The 18,442-nt window shown below is 70.2% G+C and carries 22 protein-coding genes; 5 read left to right on the top strand and 17 right to left on the bottom strand.

Annotated features, from left to right (window positions below):
* Positions 1 to 150 precede the first annotated feature (150 nt).
* A complete protein-coding gene (locus UG56_RS00290; protein WP_045549731.1) occupies positions 151 to 1,107 on the bottom strand; it encodes an AIM24 family protein in 957 nt (318 codons plus the stop codon).
* Between the two features lie 283 nt (positions 1,108 to 1,390).
* Between UG56_RS00290 and UG56_RS28150 the strand changes: the two genes are divergently transcribed.
* The gene (locus tag UG56_RS28150) at positions 1,391 to 1,582 is read left to right on the top strand and encodes a type II toxin-antitoxin system VapB family antitoxin (RefSeq protein WP_045549730.1); all 192 of its coding nucleotides are present in this window, start codon (positions 1,391 to 1,393) and stop codon (positions 1,580 to 1,582) included.
* On the opposite strand, the gene UG56_RS00280 is transcribed toward UG56_RS28150, so the two are convergent.
* The 13 genes from UG56_RS00280 to UG56_RS00220 all read right to left on the bottom strand — a co-directional run bounded on the left by UG56_RS00280 (position 1,566) and on the right by UG56_RS00220 (position 12,559).
* On the bottom strand, positions 1,566 to 2,000 hold the full coding sequence (locus UG56_RS00280; protein WP_045549729.1) for a hypothetical protein: 435 nt from the start codon (positions 1,998 to 2,000) through the stop codon (positions 1,566 to 1,568). The genes UG56_RS28150 and UG56_RS00280 overlap by 17 nt on opposite strands.
* A gap of 111 nt (positions 2,001 to 2,111) precedes the next feature.
* Entirely contained in the window at positions 2,112 to 3,722 is a 1,611-nt protein-coding gene (locus UG56_RS00275) for an ABC-F family ATP-binding cassette domain-containing protein (RefSeq protein WP_045549728.1), read from the bottom strand.
* 140 nt (positions 3,723 to 3,862) lie between these two features.
* Positions 3,863 to 4,213 carry a DUF2200 domain-containing protein gene (locus tag UG56_RS00270; protein WP_256206358.1) on the bottom strand — a complete coding sequence of 117 codons (351 nt, stop codon included), beginning with the start codon at positions 4,211 to 4,213 and terminating at the stop codon, positions 3,863 to 3,865.
* A gap of 10 nt (positions 4,214 to 4,223) precedes the next feature.
* Positions 4,224 to 4,985 (bottom strand): methyltransferase domain-containing protein, encoded by a 762-nt coding sequence (locus UG56_RS00265; protein ID WP_045549727.1) that lies wholly within the window; start codon positions 4,983 to 4,985, stop codon positions 4,224 to 4,226.
* An 11-nt stretch (positions 4,986 to 4,996) separates the two neighbouring features.
* Positions 4,997 to 6,286 carry a dihydroorotase gene (locus UG56_RS00260; RefSeq protein WP_045549726.1) on the bottom strand — a complete coding sequence of 430 codons (1,290 nt, stop codon included), beginning with the start codon at positions 6,284 to 6,286 and terminating at the stop codon, positions 4,997 to 4,999.
* A 79-nt stretch (positions 6,287 to 6,365) separates the two neighbouring features.
* Positions 6,366 to 7,307: an aspartate carbamoyltransferase catalytic subunit gene (locus UG56_RS00255; RefSeq protein WP_045549725.1), complete on the bottom strand. Its 942-nt coding sequence runs from the start codon at positions 7,305 to 7,307 to the stop codon at positions 6,366 to 6,368.
* Positions 7,304 to 7,879, bottom strand: a complete 576-nt coding sequence (gene pyrR / locus UG56_RS00250) for a bifunctional pyr operon transcriptional regulator/uracil phosphoribosyltransferase PyrR (protein ID WP_045549724.1) — start codon at positions 7,877 to 7,879, stop codon at positions 7,304 to 7,306. Before pyrR ends, UG56_RS00255 begins: the two co-directional genes overlap by 4 nt.
* Before the next feature lie 63 nt (positions 7,880 to 7,942).
* Positions 7,943 to 8,953: an NADPH:quinone reductase gene (locus UG56_RS00245; protein WP_045549723.1), complete on the bottom strand. Its 1,011-nt coding sequence runs from the start codon at positions 8,951 to 8,953 to the stop codon at positions 7,943 to 7,945.
* A gap of 24 nt (positions 8,954 to 8,977) precedes the next feature.
* Complete coding sequence (locus tag UG56_RS00240) at positions 8,978 to 10,162, bottom strand: MinD/ParA family ATP-binding protein (protein WP_177191388.1); 1,185 nt, start codon at positions 10,160 to 10,162, stop codon at positions 8,978 to 8,980.
* Between the two features lie 173 nt (positions 10,163 to 10,335).
* On the bottom strand, positions 10,336 to 10,749 hold the full coding sequence (nusB, locus tag UG56_RS00235; protein ID WP_045551040.1) for a transcription antitermination factor NusB: 414 nt from the start codon (positions 10,747 to 10,749) through the stop codon (positions 10,336 to 10,338).
* Between the two features lie 3 nt (positions 10,750 to 10,752).
* Complete coding sequence (gene efp, locus UG56_RS00230) at positions 10,753 to 11,319, bottom strand: elongation factor P (protein ID WP_008356794.1); 567 nt, start codon at positions 11,317 to 11,319, stop codon at positions 10,753 to 10,755.
* Between the two features lie 127 nt (positions 11,320 to 11,446).
* Positions 11,447 to 12,034, bottom strand: coding sequence for a hypothetical protein (locus UG56_RS00225; protein WP_143054844.1), 588 nt, complete (start codon positions 12,032 to 12,034; stop codon positions 11,447 to 11,449).
* A gap of 69 nt (positions 12,035 to 12,103) precedes the next feature.
* Positions 12,104 to 12,559 carry a type II 3-dehydroquinate dehydratase gene (locus tag UG56_RS00220; RefSeq protein WP_045551042.1) on the bottom strand — a complete coding sequence of 152 codons (456 nt, stop codon included), beginning with the start codon at positions 12,557 to 12,559 and terminating at the stop codon, positions 12,104 to 12,106.
* A gap of 71 nt (positions 12,560 to 12,630) precedes the next feature.
* Here UG56_RS00220 and UG56_RS00215 point away from each other — a divergent pair, with 71 nt between their 5' ends.
* The 4 genes from UG56_RS00215 (at position 12,631) to UG56_RS00200 (ending at position 15,417) form a co-directional block, all read left to right on the top strand.
* Positions 12,631 to 13,236 carry a TetR/AcrR family transcriptional regulator gene (locus UG56_RS00215; RefSeq protein ID WP_045551043.1) on the top strand — a complete coding sequence of 202 codons (606 nt, stop codon included), beginning with the start codon at positions 12,631 to 12,633 and terminating at the stop codon, positions 13,234 to 13,236.
* Between the two features lie 48 nt (positions 13,237 to 13,284).
* Positions 13,285 to 14,442 carry an acyl-CoA dehydrogenase family protein gene (locus UG56_RS00210; protein ID WP_045551044.1) on the top strand — a complete coding sequence of 386 codons (1,158 nt, stop codon included), beginning with the start codon at positions 13,285 to 13,287 and terminating at the stop codon, positions 14,440 to 14,442.
* Between the two features lie 76 nt (positions 14,443 to 14,518).
* The gene (locus UG56_RS00205) at positions 14,519 to 14,908 is read left to right on the top strand and encodes a helix-turn-helix domain-containing protein (RefSeq protein WP_045551045.1); all 390 of its coding nucleotides are present in this window, start codon (positions 14,519 to 14,521) and stop codon (positions 14,906 to 14,908) included.
* 47 nt (positions 14,909 to 14,955) lie between these two features.
* Positions 14,956 to 15,417, top strand: coding sequence for a VOC family protein (locus UG56_RS00200; protein ID WP_045551046.1), 462 nt, complete (start codon positions 14,956 to 14,958; stop codon positions 15,415 to 15,417).
* 189 nt (positions 15,418 to 15,606) lie between these two features.
* Here the strand turns inward: UG56_RS00200 and aroB are convergent, their stop codons facing one another.
* Genes aroB through aroC form a run of 3 tightly spaced genes read right to left on the bottom strand, consistent with a single transcriptional unit; the run spans position 15,607 to position 18,400 of the window.
* The gene (gene aroB, locus UG56_RS00195) at positions 15,607 to 16,704 is read right to left on the bottom strand and encodes a 3-dehydroquinate synthase (RefSeq protein WP_045551047.1); all 1,098 of its coding nucleotides are present in this window, start codon (positions 16,702 to 16,704) and stop codon (positions 15,607 to 15,609) included.
* 2 nt (positions 16,705 to 16,706) lie between these two features.
* The gene (locus UG56_RS00190) at positions 16,707 to 17,222 is read right to left on the bottom strand and encodes a shikimate kinase (protein WP_045551048.1); all 516 of its coding nucleotides are present in this window, start codon (positions 17,220 to 17,222) and stop codon (positions 16,707 to 16,709) included.
* Entirely contained in the window at positions 17,222 to 18,400 is a 1,179-nt protein-coding gene (gene aroC / locus UG56_RS00185; protein WP_045551049.1) for a chorismate synthase, read from the bottom strand. The genes UG56_RS00190 and aroC overlap by 1 nt, the downstream gene beginning before the upstream one ends.
* Between the last annotated feature and the right edge of the window lie 42 nt (positions 18,401 to 18,442).

Raw genomic sequence — 18,442 nt, 5'->3', positions numbered from 1 at the left:
ACCTCCTTCTCCGCCTCACGGGACGGTGCTTAAAGGATGTCGGTCAACTTGCTGGTGACAGTATCAAGCAGATGCCGGTTGACGGCAGTTGGCGACCGCCGCGTACGCCAGCATGTGACGTACGCGGCAATCGACCCTGCTCGGTTGCGCTCAGCTGTGCGAGTGGGGCGGGACGACCGCACCCTCGGACGGCTGCACGATGACGAAGCCCTGGCCGTGGAAGGCGACCTGGAACGCCTCGCCGCTGCCGCGGCCGATGAGCGCGCCCGCGGTGAACGACTTCTGCAGGCTGGTCTGCAGGCCGAGCGACCAGCCGACGACCGCGTTGGTGTCGGCGAAGGTCGGCGCCTCGGCAGCGTTGAGGACCACCGGGTCACCCTCGGTGGTGACCGCGACCCAGCCGGTGCCGCGCAGCGTCGTGTTGAACAGGCCGCCGGTGAGCATGCCGGCGCCCTGGACCCGCTCGATGTTCCACTGCAGGCCACCGGAGAAGGCCAGCACGTGGTCACCGTTGATCGAGATACCGGAGTTGTTCAGCTGGAGGATGTGGACCTCCTTGGCGGCGTCGGCCAGGAAGACGTCGCCCTGACCCTCGACGCCCATCAGGCTGAGGCCCTCACCGGTGACGGCACGCTTGAGGAACTTCCCCACGCCGCCGCCCTGGTACTTGAACTGGACGTTGCCCTGATAGGCCACCATCGAGCCCTGGCGCGCCTGGAACGGCTCCCCGACGCGTACGCGCAGGAGCTTCTTGTTCTGCAGCACCGCGCCGTTGCCCTCGATCTCGGCGAAGCGACCGTCGATCAGGTCACCCGAGATCCCCGCGAACGGGTCGCCCGTAGGCTGCGCCTGGGCGGCCTGCTGCCCGTACTGCGCCGACGCAGCCTGAGCCGGCTGCGCCTGCGCGCTGTCGCCGTACGCCGCTTGAGCGGCCTGCACCGAACCGACCTGCGTCGGCGCCTCCTGCTCCACAGTGGCCTGAGGGGGCGCCAGGGGCGCCGTCGACTGCTGCCCGCCCGTCGACACGTGCTCGGTCCACTGGCTCCCGTCGTAGTAGCGAAGCTCCGCCTGTCCGGTCGGGTCCGGGTACCACGCTGCGTCCGTCATCTCTAACCCTTGCGTTCACGGACCCACATCGGTCCTTCTCGCCTCCATCCTGGCATGTGCCTCGTGCGCGACTCACCGGTGTTCCACACGGTCGCCCGATTCTGTGACCGTGGCGACCAGGTTCGGGGCGGCCGACGTCCATCACCCACCATCCAGCGGGGGCATCCGGCGCCCGGAACAGTTGAGTGCGACACGATGTGACGGTTGTCGCAGGTCATTGCGTTGCATGATGTGCGCCGCTAGCGTTTCGATGTTTCATCACGATTACGTGCGGGGGTACGCAATGACCGAGACGTCGATCAGCATCGACACGGAGCTGTTGGCCGAGGCGAGGAAGATCGCCGGGACGACGACCAACCAGGCTGCGATCGACCACGCGCTGCGTGACCTGGTCGAGCGTGAGGCCGCCGCCGCGGAGTTCGACCGCATCGTCGAGCGCGAGCTGGGCGACACGAAGGTCACGCTGGAGTTCTGATCTCACCGAGCGCGTCCAGCGGGATCGGCCAGAAGTCGTGGTCGGTCGCGAGATGGACGACGTCGAGCGGCACTCCGGCGACGACGCACGCTCCGTAGAGCTCGGCCGCGTTCTTCCTGTCCGAGCGGTTCGGTGGGCCACCGCCCGGCCGGCACAGCAGGAGCTCGACGCGGTCGAACCCGTGCGCCTCGACGAGGTCGTGCAGCATCGTGGCGAGGTTGAGAGCACCGTCGTCGGCGATCTCCTCCGGAAGGCCCTCGATCTGGCACAGCTGCGGGAACGGGACGCCGTCGGGATCGACCAGCATGAACCACAGCCGGGGCTCGGGCCAGCCGAGAGGGTTGATCAGATGTCGCCAGGCGGCCTCGACGTCGGCCTGGGTGCGGAGGACTGGAGCGTACGGGGTCTTGTCGGTCATGGGTCTACGGCACCATGGCCTGCCGTCGGGGACAACGACGATCCGAGACCCTGTGGATAACTCGGCTCATCCACAGGGTCTCGCCCGAAAGTGGCCCGCCCACGCTCCGTTTCAGGGCACGAGCCGGTACTCCGGGCCCGACCAGCGCCGGCGCAGCCAGCGGTCGTGGGAGGCGACCACGATGGTGCCCGGGGTGACCCCGATCGCCTCCTCCAGCTCGCCCGCCAGGGTGAGCGAGATGTGGTTGGTGGGCTCGTCGAGCAGCAGCAGGTCCGGGCCGGTGGCGATCGCGACCGCCAGGTCCAGCCGGCGACGCTGGCCGACGCTCAGCGCCCCGACGGGCCGGTTGAGATCGCGCGGATGGACCAGACCCAGGTCGCGCAGCGGCACCTGGTCCGCCAGCATCTCCCCCACCGACTCCCGGTAGACGTCGGCGACCTTGCGGCGCAGGTCTCCGAACTGTGGGTCCTGGGTGAGCTCCTCCACGTGCCGGGCACTGACCTGGACCTCTCCCGAGGTCGGTTTGACGCGTCCGGAGATCACCCCGAGCAGCGTGGACTTCCCGCTGCCGTTGGGCCCGGTGATCAGCAGGTGCTCCCCCGCCGTGACGTCGAGGACCGGCAGGCTGACCCGCTCCTCGACCACCAGGTCGCGGACGACGACCATCCGTCCGCTCGCACCCGCGGCCGAGAGCGAGGCATTGAGCCGCAGAGGCGGAGGCGGCTTGCGCACCTGCGCCTCCTCGGCCTCCTCCAGCCGTCGGGTGGCGTCCTTCTTCCGGCGGGCGACGGTGCGCTCGACGTTGCTGCCCTTGAACTTGTAGATGAACTTGTCGTTGTCGGTCGGGCCGCGGTTGTGGGCGATCGCGTCGTTGCCGATCTTCGTCGCGGTGCGCAGGCGCTTGAGCTCGTCCTGCTGCTCCGCGTACGTCTGCTCCCACCGTTCGCGCGCGGCCTGTCGCGCCTCCTCGTAGGCGCTCCACCCGCCGCCGAAGAGCCGGCCGCCGGCACCGTCGGTGCCGAAGGCGGTCGGGTCGAGGTCGAAGAGCCCGGTGGCGACCTCGTCGAGGAAGACGCGGTCGTGGGAGGCCATCAGCACGACCCCGGGGAGCTCCCGAAGGAACTCCCCGAGCACCGAGACCGCCTCGTCGTCGAGGTGGTTGGTCGGCTCGTCGAGCAGCAGCGCGTCCGGACGGCGGGTGATCGCGGTCGCGAGCGCCAGCCTGGTCCGCTGACCGCCCGAGAGGGTGCTGATCGGCCGCTCCCGGTCGAGCCCGCTCAGGCCGAGGCGCTCGGCGGCCAGCATGGCCCGCCGATCGGCGTCCCAGGCGTCGTGGGCGACCGCGAAGTCGAGGGCGCTCGCGTACGTCTCGGCGACCTGGGGGTCGTCGAGCCGGTCGGCGAGCGTCTCGACCGTCGCGACGGCCTCACGCAGCGGCCGCAGGGTGGTGGCGAGCACGTCCTCGATGCTGGCGGCATCGCGGAACGGTGGCTCCTGGGGGAGCCAGACGAGGTCGTCCGGCGTCTCGAGCGTGCCTGTGCGTTGGGCACTGCCCGGAAGCCTGCCTGCGACAGCGCGGAGCAGGGTGGACTTGCCGGCACCGTTCTCCCCCACGAGCGCGATCCGCTCGCCCGGGGAGACGGTGAGGTCGATGCCGGCGAGAACGGAGCCGCTGCGGAAGGAGACGGAGAGGTCGCGTACGACGATCGGATTCAGAGACATGAGAGCGCTGGCCTTCGGGTTCGAGGACGACCCGCCGGGCAGATGCCTCGGGCGCGGGTCGGAGGTCAGCGCGAGATCTTCATGATGAGAACAGCGTACGCGGCGGACGGCTGCGCCATCAAACGATTAACCGAACACGACTACGCGCGCAGGATCTTCTCCATGGCCTTGCCCTTGGCCAGCTCGTCGACGAGCTTGTCGAGGTAGCGCACCTGACGCATGACCGGGTCCTCGATCTCCTGGACGCGCACACCACAGACGACACCGGTGATCAGGTCCGAGGCCGGGTTGAGGTCGGCGGCCGCGAAGAACTCCTCGAAGCTCGTCCCCACGTCGATGTGGCGGGCGATCGCCTCGTCGTCGAAGCCGGTCAGCCAGGTGATCACCTGGTGCAGCTCGGCGGTGGTGCGTCCCTTCTTCTCCACCTTCGTCACGTAGTGCGGGTAGACGGAGCCGAAGGGCATCTTGTAGATGCGCTCGAGGTTGTCCACGCATCCGAGCCTAGCCCGGGCGTTCGGCGAGGAGCTGGTACATCCCGGCGATGCGTACGAACGGCTCCTGGTCGCACAGCACGCGCTCGAGCTCGAGGAGGCGGTCGAAGTAGGCGGGGTCGTGCTTGGCGGCGTCGTCGGTGAGAACGTCGTTGGCGATCCGGGTGCCGAAGCGGCCGGTGAGCCGCAGGCCCGCGGCGGCGAGCTCGGTCTCGAGCTCGTCCATCGACACCTTGCGTACGTCATGGTCGAAGGTCACGGCCCGCTTGGTGTCCGCGCGCAGCTCGGTGAGCGCGGCCCCGGGACCGCCCGTGACCAGCTGGCGCAGCACCATGCTCGCCGGGTTGGGAACCATCACCGAGAGCCGCCCGCCGGGCCGGACGACGTCCGCGAGGCGGCGTAGGTCCCCAGCCCCAGCAGGCCGGTAGTGCAGCACAAAGTGGCACAGCACCAGGTCCCACTCGCCCTCGGGCAGGTCGTCGACGCCGCCGACGAGCGTGGTGAGCGAGGCCCCGGCCTCGGCCGCCCGCCGCTTCGCCTCCGCCAGCCAGGACTCGGACGGGTCCACGATGGTGACCTCGTGCCCGGCCAGGGCCAACGGCAGCGCGTCCATCCCGTCACCGCCACCGACGTCGAGGATCCGCAGTCCCTCCCCCAGCTCGGCGCACTGGCGCCGCAGGATCTCCTCGACCACCGTGTAGCGGATCCTGCCCCACGGGGTCTCGGTGTAGGCGCGCCACTGCGCGAGCTTGTCGGAGAAGACGTCGGTCATGGCGGAGGAGCCTAACCGGCGTAGGTCTGCTTCCCCCGCAGGTAGGTTGAGACGACACGACCGGTGAGCTTGCGGTCGTGCCAGGGGTTGTTGCGGGAGAGCGAGAGCGAGCGGTCACGGTCCACGACGTAGGTCGCGGCCGGGTCGACCAGGGCCAGGTTGGCGGGCTCGCCGACCGCGATCGGGCGGCCGTGGCCCTCCAGACCGGCGATCCGGGCCGGGGTCGTCGACATGACCCGGGCGACGCCGGCCCAGTCCAGCAGCCCCGAGGAGACCATGACGGTCGAGACGACCGAGAGCGCCTCCTCGAGCCCGAGCATCCCGAACGCCGCGTCGACGAAGGCGTGCTCCTTATCCTGGCGCGCGTGCGGGGCGTGGTCGGTGGCGACCGCGTCGATGGTGCCGTCGGCCAGCGCCGCGCGCAGCGCCTCCACGTCCTCGGCGGGACGCAGCGGCGGATTCACCTTGAAGGTCGGGTCGTAGCCGGCGAGCAGGTCGGTGGTGAGCAGCAGGTGGTGGGGGGTGACCTCGGCGGTGACCGCCCAGCTGCCGTCCTTCTCGGCCTGCGCCTTCGCCCAGCGGAGCACCTCGACGGTGCCGGCGGTGGAGGCGTGGGCGACGTGGACGCGCGAGCCGGTGTGGCGAGCGAGCATCACGTCGCGGGCCACGATGACCTCCTCGGCGACGCCCGGCCAGCCGGGCAGACCGAGCCGCCCGGAGAGCTCACCCTCGTGGCAGCAGGCCGAGCCGTAGGGCGCGAGCGAGGGGTCCTGGGAGTGCTGGGAGATCACGCCGCCGAACGCCTTGACGTACTCCAGCGCCCGCCGCATCACCCGCGGATCGGAGACACACTTGCCGTCGTCGGAGAAGACCGTGACCCGGGCGCGCGACCGGTTCATCAGCGCGAGCTCGGCCAGCTCCTCGCCGCCCAGGCCCTTCGTGACCGCGCCGACCGGGAAGACGTCGGCCAGACCGGCCTCACGGCCGAGCTCCCACACCGAGACCGCGGCCTCGGCGGTGTCGGTGACCGGGGAGGTGTTGGCCATCGCGAGCACGGCGGTGTAGCCGCCGGCAGCGGCCGCGGCGGCACCGGAGGCGACCGTCTCCGCGTCCTCGCGGCCCGGCTGGCGCAGGTGGGTGTGCAGGTCGACCAGACCCGGGAGCAGCACGAGCCCCGAAGCGTCGACGACCTCATCCGCCGAGGCGACGGACTCGCCGATGGACCGGATCACTCCCCCGTCGACGTAGACATCGGTCGGCTCGGCCCCGAGGACGGAGGCACCCTTGATCAACAGGCTCATGCCGCCACCTCCGTGGCAGAGCGGAAAGAATACGGAGGCGGCGGCATGATGATCTCATTGCTCACTCGCTTACGCTCGTTCATGCGGACTCCTCGCCGGCAAGCAGGTGGTAGAGGACGGACATCCGGATCGCGACCCCGGCCGAGACCTGGTCGAGGATCCGGGAGGAGGCGGCGTCGGCGGCCTCGGGAGAGATCTCCAGGCCACGGTTCATCGGGCCGGGGTGCAGGATCGGCACGCCCTCGCGCAGCAGCGCGAGCCGCTGGCGGGTCAGCCCGTAGCCGACCGTGTATTCCCGTGAGGTCGGGAAGTAGCCACCGCTCATCCGCTCCCGCTGGACGCGCAGCATCATCACCGCGTCGACCTCCGGCAGCACGTCGTCCAGTGTGTAGGAGGTGGCGAAGCCGTCGGCCTTGGCCCACTCGGCGATGCCGGAGGGCATCAGCGTGGGCGGGGCCACGGCGATCACCGAGGCGCCGAGCTTGCCCAGCGACTTCACGTTGGAGCGGAACACCCGCGAATGGGTGAGGTCGCCGACGATCGCGATCCTCTTGCCCTCCAGGGAGCCGGGTCCACCGAGCTGGCGCTGCAGCGTGTAGCCGTCCAGCAGCGCCTGCGTCGGGTGCTCGTGCATGCCGTCGCCGGCGTTGATCACGGGGATGTCGAGCCAGCCCGCGACCTGGTGGGCCGCGCCGGAGGCCGAGTGGCGCATCACCAGGCCGTCGACGCCCATCGCGGTCACGGTCAGCACGGTGTCGCGCAGCGACTCGCCCTTCGAGGCCGAGGAGCCCTTCGCCGACAGGTTGATCACGTCGGCCGAGAGCCACTTGCCGGCGATCTCGAAGGAGGACCGGGTGCGGGTCGAGTCCTCGAAGAAGAGGTTGATCACGGTGCGTCCACGCAGCGCCGGGAGCTTCTTGACCTCGCGCTTCTGGACGTCGTGCATCTCGGCGGCGGTGGTGAAGAGCTGCTGGATCTCCTCGGCGCTCACGTCGTCGATGGACAGCAGATGGCGGGTCATGCCGGCACTCCTTCCAGCTCCACGATGCGTACCTCGTCGATGCCGTCGGTCTCCTCCAGGCGCAGCCCGACCCGCTCGGAACGCGCCGTCGGGAGGTTCTTGCCGACGTGGTCGGCCCGGATCGGCAGCTGCCGGTGTCCGCGGTCGACGAGCACGGCCAGACGTACGACGGCGGGGCGGCCGTAGTCGGCCAGCGCGTCGAGCGCGGCGCGGACGGTGCGGCCCGAGAAGAGCACGTCGTCGACCAGCACCACGGTCTTGCCGTCGATGCCGCCCGGCGGGATCTCGGTGTGGTGCGGGGCGCGGGTGGGATGGGTGCGCAGGTCGTCGCGGTACATCGTCACGTCGAGCGCGCCGTGGGCGACCGGATGGCCCTCGGCGGCCTCGATCCGCGCGGCGATCCGCTTGGCCAGCGGCACCCCACGGGTGTGCAGGCCGAGCAGGACCAGATCTTCCGCGTCGCGGTTGCGCTCCAGGATCTCGTGGGAGATCCGGGTCAGCGCCCGGGAGATGTCGCGGGCATCGAGCACGACACGACCATCGGTCGACGGCTCAGGCTCTTGGACAGACAAGGTCGATAGCTCCTTCTCCGCCTCACGGGACGGCTCGTTAAAGGATCAGTCCAAACCCTATCCTCACTCCAGGTCGATCAGCACTTTCCCGACCGCTCCCGCCTCGACCGCGTCGTGAGCGGCGGCGGTCTCCTCGAGCCGATAGTGGTGAAGAGGTACGCCGGCCTCCGCTCCCACCCGCAGCGCCCCCGCCGCCACGGCGGCGGTGACGTCGTCGGCCGCGGCTCGGATCTGCCGCTCCTCGACGCCGTAGAGCTGGATGAACTGATAGCGCAGGTTGAGCGAGAAGGTCGCCCGCAGCGGCATGGTGAGCTCGTCGCCGCCGTTGTTGGCGTAGATCGCGATCGTGCCGCGGTTGGCGACGACCGCGCGGTCCAGGTCGTTGTTGACCGCCGGAGCGACCTCGACGATCTGGTCGACGCCATCCGGCGCGATCTCGCGGATCTCCGCGGCCGGGTCGCCCTCGCGGTAGTTGACGATGTGGTGTGCCCCGGCAGCCTTCGCCAGCGCCGCCTTCTCCGCGGAGCTGACGGTGGTGATGACCCTCGCCCCTGCCCACACGGCGAGCTGGATGGCGGCGTTGCCGACCGCGCCGGCGCCGCCGTGGACCAGGATGGTGAGCCCGTCGAACGACCCGGCGGCCACCCGCTCGACCGCACCGGAGGTGAGCGCCCGGTGGGCGGTCATCGCCGGGACGCCGAGCGAGGCGCCGAGGTCGTAGGAGGCACCCGCGGGCAGCTCGACGGCCTTGTGGGCGGGGACGGTGACGTACTCCGCCGCGGTGCCCCACGGCTGTCCGTGCTGGGCCATGAAGAGCCAGACCTGCTGACCGACGACGTGGGTGCTGACCCCCTCCCCGATCGCCTCGATCACGCCCGCGCCGTCCTGGCCGGGGGTCGCCTCGGGAGTCGTGAGGGTCGCGCTCAGGCCGGCGCGTACCTTCCAGTCGGTGGGATTGACCCCCGCCCGCACCAGCCTGACCAGGACCTCGCCGGCGCGGGGCTTCGGCACCGGGCGCTCGGTCAGACGCATGGCGGAGGAGGGACCGTTCTCGGAGTAGACGACTGCGCGCATGACTCCGACGTTAGCGGCCGAGGACTACAACGCGTGCGCCATCCCGGCGCAGGCCTTGAGCCAGGACATCCTGGTGTCCTCCGAGAGCTGGGAGTACTGCACCGTGGACCCCGCGACCAGCACCGGGTCGAACGGGACCCGGTAGACCCCACGGGTGCGCTGCTGGTAGACCTCGGTGAGGTCGCGCGCCAGGTTGGTGTCGACCTTCGGGGACGGGTCGGAGAGCACGGTGATCGTCTTCAGCTTGAGGTCGGCGTAGCCCGACTCCTGGAGCGCGTCGAGCATCCACAGGCCGCTGTAGCCGGTGTCCTCGCGCACCGTCGAGGTCACCACCAGCAGGTCGGCGGTGTCGGCGGCGGCCAGCCAGTTCTCGGCCCGCATGTTGTTGCCGGTGTCGACCAGGATCACCTTGTAGAAGCGCTCCAGCAGCTGGTGCACCTGCGCGAAGTCGTCGGCGTGGATCTGGCCGGTCACATCCGGGCGCTCGTCGGAGGCGAGCACGTCGAAGTGGGCGTCGCCCTGGGAGCGTACGAAGGCACCGAGGTCGCCGATGCGGGACTGGTAGACGTTGTTGAACGCGGCGAGGTTGTCGAGCAGCTCGCGGGTGGTGTTGCGGTGGGTGCTCCGCATGCCGCGGATGCCGAGGGTGCCGCGGGTCTCGTTGTTGTCCCAGGCCACGATCCCGCCACCGCGTACGGTGCCGAAGGTGTAGCCCGCGGCGAGCACGCCGGTGGTCTTGGCGGCACCGCCCTTGGGGTTGATGAAGACGATCGTGCGCGGGCCGTCGAAGTCGCGCTGGATCATCGCCCGGTCCTGCTCGTAGGCGACCTCCGCCGCGCCCATCCGCGGGCTGATCAGCCCGCCGGACATCTTGCGGATCGCGCCCCGCCAGCCCCAGGTCGCGGGACCGAACCCGGCCGACTCCGCGCGCCGGTCGAGGAAGTCGGTCGCGCTGGGAACCTCCAGCCCGTGGCCGCCGGGCGGAGGCGGCGTCACCGGCACCGCCGGCGGGGGCGGGGCGGGTGTCGTGGTGACCTGTGGGTTGGTGATGCGAGTCGCCTCCTGACTCGGGTCGGGACTGGGCTGGACGGGGGGCGTCGGCGGCCGGCCCGCCGAGTTCGGCGGAGGCGGCGTCACCCAGTGCGAGGGTGCTCCGGCCGGCCGGGTGCGCGAGTCCGGCTCGTCGTAGGGGTTGTTCTCCTGCGTCATGCGCTCTCCGAATACGGGTGCTGGTTTGCGGCGTCCATCTCAGCCTTGGGTCCAAACATACGGTCCCGACCGAAGCAATCGTCGATAACCGGAAAACACACGCTTCGTGCCGCACCCTGAAATGACGCTACGCCTGCCCGGACGGCTCCGGACAGGCGTACGTCATGCGCTTCTCAGCGCTTCGCGAGATCCTTCGCGACCGCGGCGAGCACGCCGTTGACGAAGGACGGCGAGTCGTCGGTGGACAGCTCGGTCACCAGCGCGGTCGCCTCGCTGATCGCGACCTCGGGGGCGACATCGCCGTCGAGGAGCTCCCAGACGCCGATCCGGAGCACGTTGCGGTCCACCGCGGGCATCCGGGTCAGGGTCCAGTCCTTGGCGAAGGCCGAGATCAGGGCGTCGATCCGCTCGGACTCGGCGACCACGCCCCGGACGAGCTTGACGGTGAACGGGTTGTTGGGCACCTCGCCCTCGCGGATCTGCTGGTCGAGCAGGTCACCGGCGGAGAGCCCGCGGGCCTCGGCTGCGAAGAGCAGGTCGAGGGCACGCTTGCGGGCCTTGGTGCGGGCGGTGGCGACGTGAGCCACAGGTCAGCCCTTGACGCGGGAGAGGTAGGAACCGCCCTCGCGGGTGTCGACCTTGATCTTCTCGCCCTGCTCGATGAAGAGCGGCACCTGGATCTCGGCGCCGGTCTCCAGGGTGGCGGGCTTGGTGCGGCCGGTGGCCGAGTCACCCATGACACCGGGCTCGGTGTAGGAGATCACGAGCTCGACCGACGGCGGGAGCTCGACGAAGAGCACGCGGCCCTCGTTGGTGGCCAGGATGACCTCCTGGTTCTCCAGGAGGAAGCCGGCGCCGTCACCGACGATCTCCGGGCCGACCTCGACCTGGTCGAAGTCGGCGACGTCCATGAAGACGAAGTTGGAGCCGTCGTTGTAGAGGTACTGGAACGTACGGCGGTCGACGGTGGCGGTCTCGACCTTGGTGCCGGCGTTGAAGGTCTTGTCGACGTTCTTGCCCGACTCGACGTTCTTCAGCTTGGTGCGGACGAAGGCCGGACCCTTGCCGGGCTTCACGTGCTGGAACTCGACCACCTGCCAGAGCTGGCCCTCGATCTTCAGCACCATGCCGTTCTTGAGGTCGTTCGTCGTCGCCATAACCGTCCGTCAGCCTTCGTCTCTTTGACCTGCACCGATGCAGGCTTCATTTGTCAATGTTCGTCAGGGTTCGCAGGGCCCCGAAGGACCTCGGAGAATCCTATCCGCGAGTTTGCACAGGGCCGAATCAAGCAACGACCGCGGTCTTTCCGACGAGATCCACGAGCGAGAGTACGCCGACCACCAGCGCCACCGCGCGCAGCACCCACAGCGTGGCGATCCCCACCGTCCCGGTCTCGGGCGGGACCGGCCAGCAGGCCAGGATCCGCCGCTCCGCCACCACCGTCAGCGCGGCACCGTAGGCAGCGGGCACCGCCACGAACGCCAGCACCGAGACCAGGGCGGGTTGGAGCAGGCTGAAGTCGAGGCCGTCGGTGTGGACGATGATGTTGCCGACACCCACGCCGGCGGCGAGCGTGACACTGAGGACCCGGAACCACCAGGGCCCGAACAGCAGCCACCGGACGAGCAGGTAGAGCACCGCCCCGACGGCTCCGAGCACGGTGCAGACCACGACGAGGTTGAGCGAGCCGCTCAGGGTGAACCGCCCCATCTCGAACCCGTCGTCGCTGGTCACGCCGTCGGCCTCCGGGCTGAGCCGGACGAGCAGGAACATCACGAGCCGCCCGCCGACGCCGCCGATCAGGGCACCGAGCACCGCGCCGGCGAGCAGCACGCCGAGAATCCGTGCGAGACCTACGAGCAGTCGACCCATCAACCCACGGTGTCCGCGGGAGCGGCGCGGGTCGCCAACACCGGACGACGATCGCCAATATCGGTCAGGTCAGGCGTCGCCCAGCTTCGCGGCGATGACCTCGAGCGCCTCGCGGTAGCCGTCGATGCCCTTGCCCGCCACGACCGCGGTGGCGTGGGGGGTGACGACGCTGGTGTGCCGGAAGACCTCGGGCCGCTCGAGCGGCTCGGAGATGTGCACCTCGACCAGCGGCGCGGTCAGCTGTGCGCAGGCGTCGTAGATCGCGTAGGAGTAGTGGGTCCAGGCCGCGGCGTTGAGCGCGACCGGGATGCCCTTGTCGGCCGCGGCGTTGAGCCAGTCGACCATGTCGCCCTCGTGGTTGGTCTGACGTACGTCCACGGCGAAGCCGAGCCCGTGACCCCAGTCGACGCACAGCGCCGCGAGCTCGTCGTGGGTGGTGTGCCCGTAGATCTCGGGCTGCCGCTTCCCGAGGCGTCCGAGGTTGGGGCCGTTGAGGACCAGGACTTGCTTCAACGCATTGCTCACGCCCGCATCTTTGCACGGTTTTCGTGAGGCGAATCTAAGCGCTCACTTACCTTTGTGTCAGACTGATCCGCATGAGCGATGCACGCACCAGCACGCAGGCACGAGGCGACCGCAGCCGTGCCCGTCTGCTCGACGCGGCGGTCCAGGCGTTCTCCGCCAAGGGGTTCCACGGCACCAGCACCCGCGACATCGCCACCGCGGCCGGCCTGAGCCCGGCGGCGGTCTACGTGCACCACCGCTCCAAGGAGGAGCTCCTGCACGCGATCGCGGTCCGTGGCCACGAGGTGATCCTCGAGGCGGTCACCGAGGCGACCCGTGCCGACGCCACGCCCGCCGAGCGGGTCGCCGCCGCCGTACGCACCTATGTCCTCTTCCACGCCCGCTCCCACACCATGGCCCGGGTGATCAACTACGAGCTCGCGGCGCTGACCGAGGAGCACTTCAAGGAGATCGCCGGACTGCGCCGCGCCATCGACACCGTCATGCGCGAGGTCGTCGAGGAGGGCGTACGCAGCGGCGACTTCGACACCCCCGACCCCGCCAAGGCCGCCACCGCCCTGCTCTCGCTCGGCATCGACCTGGCCCGGTGGTACCGCGACGACGGCTCCTGGACTCCCGAGGCCCTCGCCGACTTCTACGCCGACCTCGCGCTGCGCGCCGTCGGCGCCCGCCCCTGAACTTCCGTTTCGACCCCGAGAAGAATGCACCGAGGAGACAGCACACTCATGCGCCGCACCATCTACACCGAGGACCACCAGTCCTTCCGCGAGACCATCCGCTCGTTCATCGAGAAGGAGGTCACCCCCGTCTACGACGAGTGGTACGCGGCCGGCATCGTCCCCCACGACTTCTACCTCAAGCTCGGCGAGCTCGGCGTGTGGGGCATCCAGGTGCCCGAGGAGTACGGCGGCGCCGGCATCGAGTCGTTCAAGTACTCCGCCGTCATCACCGAGGAGCTGGCCCGCGCCGGCGTCTCCTTCGGCGGCTCGAGCACCCACGTGGGGCTGTGCCTGCCCTACCTCCTCAAGCTCGGCACGAAGGAGCAGATGGAGCGCTGGATGCCCGGCTTCGTCTCCGGTGAGGAGATGTGGGCGATCGCGATGACCGAGCCCGGCACCGGCTCGGACCTGGCCGGGATGACCACCAACGCCAAGCTCACCGAGGACGGCAAGCACTACATCCTCAACGGCGCCAAGACCTTCATCACCGGCGGCGTCAACGCCGACCGCGTGATCGTCTGTGCCCGCACCGCGCCGGCCACCCCGGAGGACCGCCGCGGCGGGATCACGCTCCTCGCCGTCGACACGAAGCTGCCGGGCTACGAGGTCGGCCGCAAGCTCGACAAGCTCGGCCTCAAGGTCTCCGACACCGCCGAGCTCTCCTTCACCGACGTGCAGGTCCCGGTCGAGGACGTGCTCGGCGAGGTCGGCAAGGGCTTCTCCTACCTCGGCCAGAACCTCCCGGTCGAGCGTCTCGGCATCGCCGTCGGCGCCTACGCCCAGGCCGCGGCCGCCGTCGAGTTCGCCAAGGCGTACGTCCATGACCGCAAGGTCTTCGGCACCGCCGTCGCGTCCTTCCAGAACACCAAGTTCGAGCTGGCCGCGTGCAAGGCCGAGGTCGACGCCGCCGAGGCCGTGGTCGACCGCGCCATCGAGGCGGAGGACGCCGGCACGCTGACCGCCGCCGAGGCCGCCTCGGCCAAGCTGTTCTGCACCGAGGTCGCCCACCGGGTCATCGACCGCTGCCTCCAGCTCCACGGCGGCTACGGCTACATGAACGAGTACCCCATCGCCCGCCTCTACGCCGACAACCGGGTCAACCGGATCTACGGCGGCACCTCCGAGGTCATGAAGCTCATCATCGCCAAGGACATGGGTCTGTGACCTGCTAGAACGCCTGCCGAGAAGCCCTGCCGAGTCGGCTCGTCATGACGAGCCGACTCGGCATAGGCTCGGGCGCATGACGCCGCACGAGGACGAGAACCGTCGCCTGCTGCGCGCTCGCGACGTGATGGACCGGCACTACGCCGATGCTCTCGACGTCGCCGCGATCGCCCGGGTCGCCCATGTCTCTCCCGCGCACTTCAGCCGCCGGTTCAAGGCGGTCTTCGGGGAGACTCCCCACCGTTATCTGCAGCGGCGCCGGATCGAGCGCTCGATGGCGTTGCTGCGCGACACCTCGACGCCGGTCACCGAGGTCGCGATCACCGTCGGCTTCGCCAGCCTCGGCACCTTCAGCCGTACCTTCCGCGACATCGTCGGCACCTCCCCCAGCGACTACCGTGCTCGTGCCGAGCGCCTGGCCGTGCCCGGATGCGTCGCCCGCGCCTGGATGCGGCCGGCGAGCTGAGCAGTTTCGGAGAAGCGTACGGCCTCGGTGGGACGCAGACTGGTCGCATGCTGACCAACATCAACATCACCGGTATCTACGTCCTCGACCAGGACGAGGCGCTCGACTTCTACGTCGGCAAGCTCGGCCTCGAGGTCGGCAGCGACGTCGACATGGGCTTCATGCGCTGGCTCACCGTCCACCTCCCCGGCGACCCCGACCATCAGCTTCTGCTCGAGGTGCCCGACGGCTCCCCCGCCCACAGCGCCGAGACCGCCGCCCAGCTGCGCGACCTCGTCACCAAGGGCGCGACGGGCGCGGTCGTCATCTTCAACACCGACGACTGCGAGAAGCTCTACGAGGAGCTGTCCGCCAAGGGCGTCGAGTTCACCCAGGAGCCCGTCCGGCAGCCCTACGGCATCGACTGCGCCTTCCGCGACCCCTTCGGCAACCACATCCGCGCCACCCAGCGGGTCGCCGGCCCCGTCGATGTCACCGACGAGGACATCGCCCGCTGGTCGGGCAAGTGAGTCGCAGCGGGAGCGCTGGGGTCGGTGTCCGGCTCCAACCCTCCCACTACGTCGTGCGAGCGCCCCATCTCAGCTCCTTCGGTTCGCTATGACAGAGGGTCTGACCTTGTGAATCGTTCACAAGGTCAGACCCTCTGGCATAGCGAGCGCCAGCGTTGCGCCGGGCGTCGAACGGCGATCGAGCTCTCGCTACCCGCCTACGACCGCGTACGCCTCCCGCAGCTGCTCCTCGGTCGGCCCGGTGAGGATGCGCGGCACCGCGAGGTCGTGGAGGACGAGGAAGCGGAGGACGGAGCCGCGGGCCTTCTTGTCGACCCGCATCGCGCCGATGAGGTCGTCGAAGCCGGCCTCGACGCCGAGCTCCTTGACGGTGGTCGGGAGTCCGACCTTCGCGAAGGTCGGCGCGTGCCGGGCGGCGACCTCGTCGGAGAGGACCCCGGCGAGACGGGCGAGCTCGGCGGCATAGACACAGCCCACGGCGACCGCGTCACCGTGGCGGATCGAGAAGCCGGAGTGCTTCTCGAGCGCGTGCGCGAGGGTGTGGCCGTAGTTGAGGGTCTCGCGACCGGGGTGGCTGTCAGCGCCGCCGGTCTCCTTCAGGTCAGCGGCGACGACCTCCGCCTTGACCCGGATCGCGCGCTCGATCAGCTCGGCGAGAACCGGCGAGGAAGCGGTGATCTTGTCGCTCTCCTCGACCAGGCGCAGGATCTCCGGGTCGGCGATGAAGCCGCACTTGACGACCTCACCGAGCCCGGCGATCAGGTCGGCCTCCGGCAGGGTGGCGAGCAGCGCGAGGTCGCACAGCACCCCGGCGGGCTCGTGGAACGCGCCCACGAGGTTCTTCCCGGCACCGGTGTTGACGCCGGTCTTGCCGCCGACCGCGGCGTCGACCATGGCGAGCACGGTGGTCGGCACGTGCACGACGCGTACGCCACGCAGCCACCCGGCCGCGACCCAGCCGCCGAGGTCGGTGGTCGCCCCGCCGCCGAAGGTGACGACCGCGTCGGAGCGGGTGAAGCCCCGCTCCCCCAGCGCCTCCCAGCAGTCGTTCGCGACCGCGACCGTCTTCTGGTCCTCGCCGCTCGGCAGGCCGAGCCCGAGCACGTCGTAGTGCTTCAAGAGCTCCTCGAGCACCGGCTCGGCGTACTCGGCCAGCTCGGCGGCGTAGAGGAACGCCACCCGCTCGACGCTCTCCCCCAGCAGTCCCTGGAGCCGGCCGGCGAGGCCGGAGCCGATGACGACGTCGTACGCCGCGGCGCTCTCGACCCTGATGACGGTTCCGGTCACTTCTACTCCGTGGTGTTCAGCGCGGTCAGGGCGGTGGCGAGCTCGGCGGCGACGTCGTCGGCCGAGCGGCCGTCGGTGTCGACGACGATCGTCGCGACCGACTCATAGATCGGGGCGCGCTCCTCCAGGAGCGCCTTGATGCGGCCGCGCACGTTGCCGAGCAGCAGCGGGCGGCCGGAGCCGAGGCCGACCCGCTTGACCGCGTCGGCGACGCCGACCCGCAGGTAGATGACGGTGTGCTCCTTGAGCAGGATCTGGGTCTGCTCGGCCAGGACGGAGCCGCCGCCGAGGGAGACCACGCCGTCGTGCTCGGCGAGCGCCGCCGCGACGGCCTCGGCCTCGACCGCACGGAAGTGCGCCTCGCCCTCGTCGACGAAGATGTCCTGCACGCTCTTGCCTGCGGCCGCCGCGATGTCCTCGTCGGTGTCGCGCAGCGCGACCCCGAGCCGGGAGGCGAGCAGAGCGCCGACCGTCGACTTCCCGGCGCCCATCGGGCCGACGAGCACGACAGCGGGCATCAGACGTACCTCAGGTTCTCGAGGTAGGCCTTCGCGTTGCGGGCAGTCTCCGCGACCGAGTCGCCACCGAACTTCTCCAGCGCCGCCTCGGCCAGGACGAGCGCGACCATCGCCTCGGCGACGACACCTGCGGCGGGCACCGCGCAGACGTCGGAGCGCTGGTGGTGCGCCACAGCCGACTCGCCGGTGGCGACGTCGACGGTGCGCAGCGCGCGGGGCACGGTCGCGATCGGCTTCATCGCCGCGCGCACGCGCAGGATCTCGCCGGTCGACATGCCGCCCTCGGTGCCGCCCGAGCGCCCGGAGGCACGGCGGATCCCGTCGGCGGACGGAACGATCTCGTCATGGGCCTTGGACCCGGGCGTCGCGGCGAGCTCGAAGCCGTCGCCGACCTCGACGCCCTTGATCGCCTGGATGCCCATCAGCGCACCGGCCAGGCGCGCGTCGAGGCGCCGGTCCCAGTGCACGTGGGAGCCGAGGCCCGGCGGCAGCCCGTGGACGACCACCTCGACGACGCCACCGAGGGTGTCACCCTCCTTGTGGGCCTCGTCGATCCGGGCGACCATCTGCTTGGAGCCGTCGGGGTCGAGCACCCGCACCGGGTCCTCGTCGAGCCGGGCGACGTCCTCGGGCGAGGGGACCTCGTGGCTCGGCGTACGGACGCCGCCGATCTCCAGGACGTGCGACACCAGCCGCACCCCGAGCGCCTGCTCGAGGAAGGCCGAGGCGACCGCGCCGAGCGCGACCCGGGCCGCGGTCTCGCGGGCCGAGGCACGCTCCAGGATCGGGCGGGCGTCGTCGAAGTCGTACTTCTGCATCCCCACCAGGTCGGCGTGACCTGGCCGCGGCCGGGTCAGCGGGGCGTTGCGGGCCTGCCCGGCCAACACGTCGGGATCGACCGGGTCGGCGGCCATCACGGTCTCCCACTTGGGCCACTCGGTGTTGCCGACCTCGATCGCCACCGGACCGCCCTGCGACTCCCCGTGGCGTACGCCGCCGGTGATCCGCACCTGGTCCTTCTCGAACTTCATCCGGGCGCCGCGGCCATAGCCGAGCCGGCGCCGCGCCAGGGCATCAGCGATGTCGTCAGAGGTGATCCGGACGTGGGCGGGCAGACCCTCCATCACGGCCGTCAGGGACGGACCATGGGACTCGCCCGCAGTGAGCCAACGCAACATGACGCCAGTCTTTCATCCCAGCCACGCAACCCCGTGCACCCG

The sequence above is a fragment of the Nocardioides luteus genome, from assembly GCF_000960475.2.
Lineage (GTDB): Bacteria > Actinomycetota > Actinomycetes > Propionibacteriales > Nocardioidaceae > Nocardioides > Nocardioides luteus_A.
This window is presented reverse-complemented; position numbering and strand designations above follow the sequence as displayed.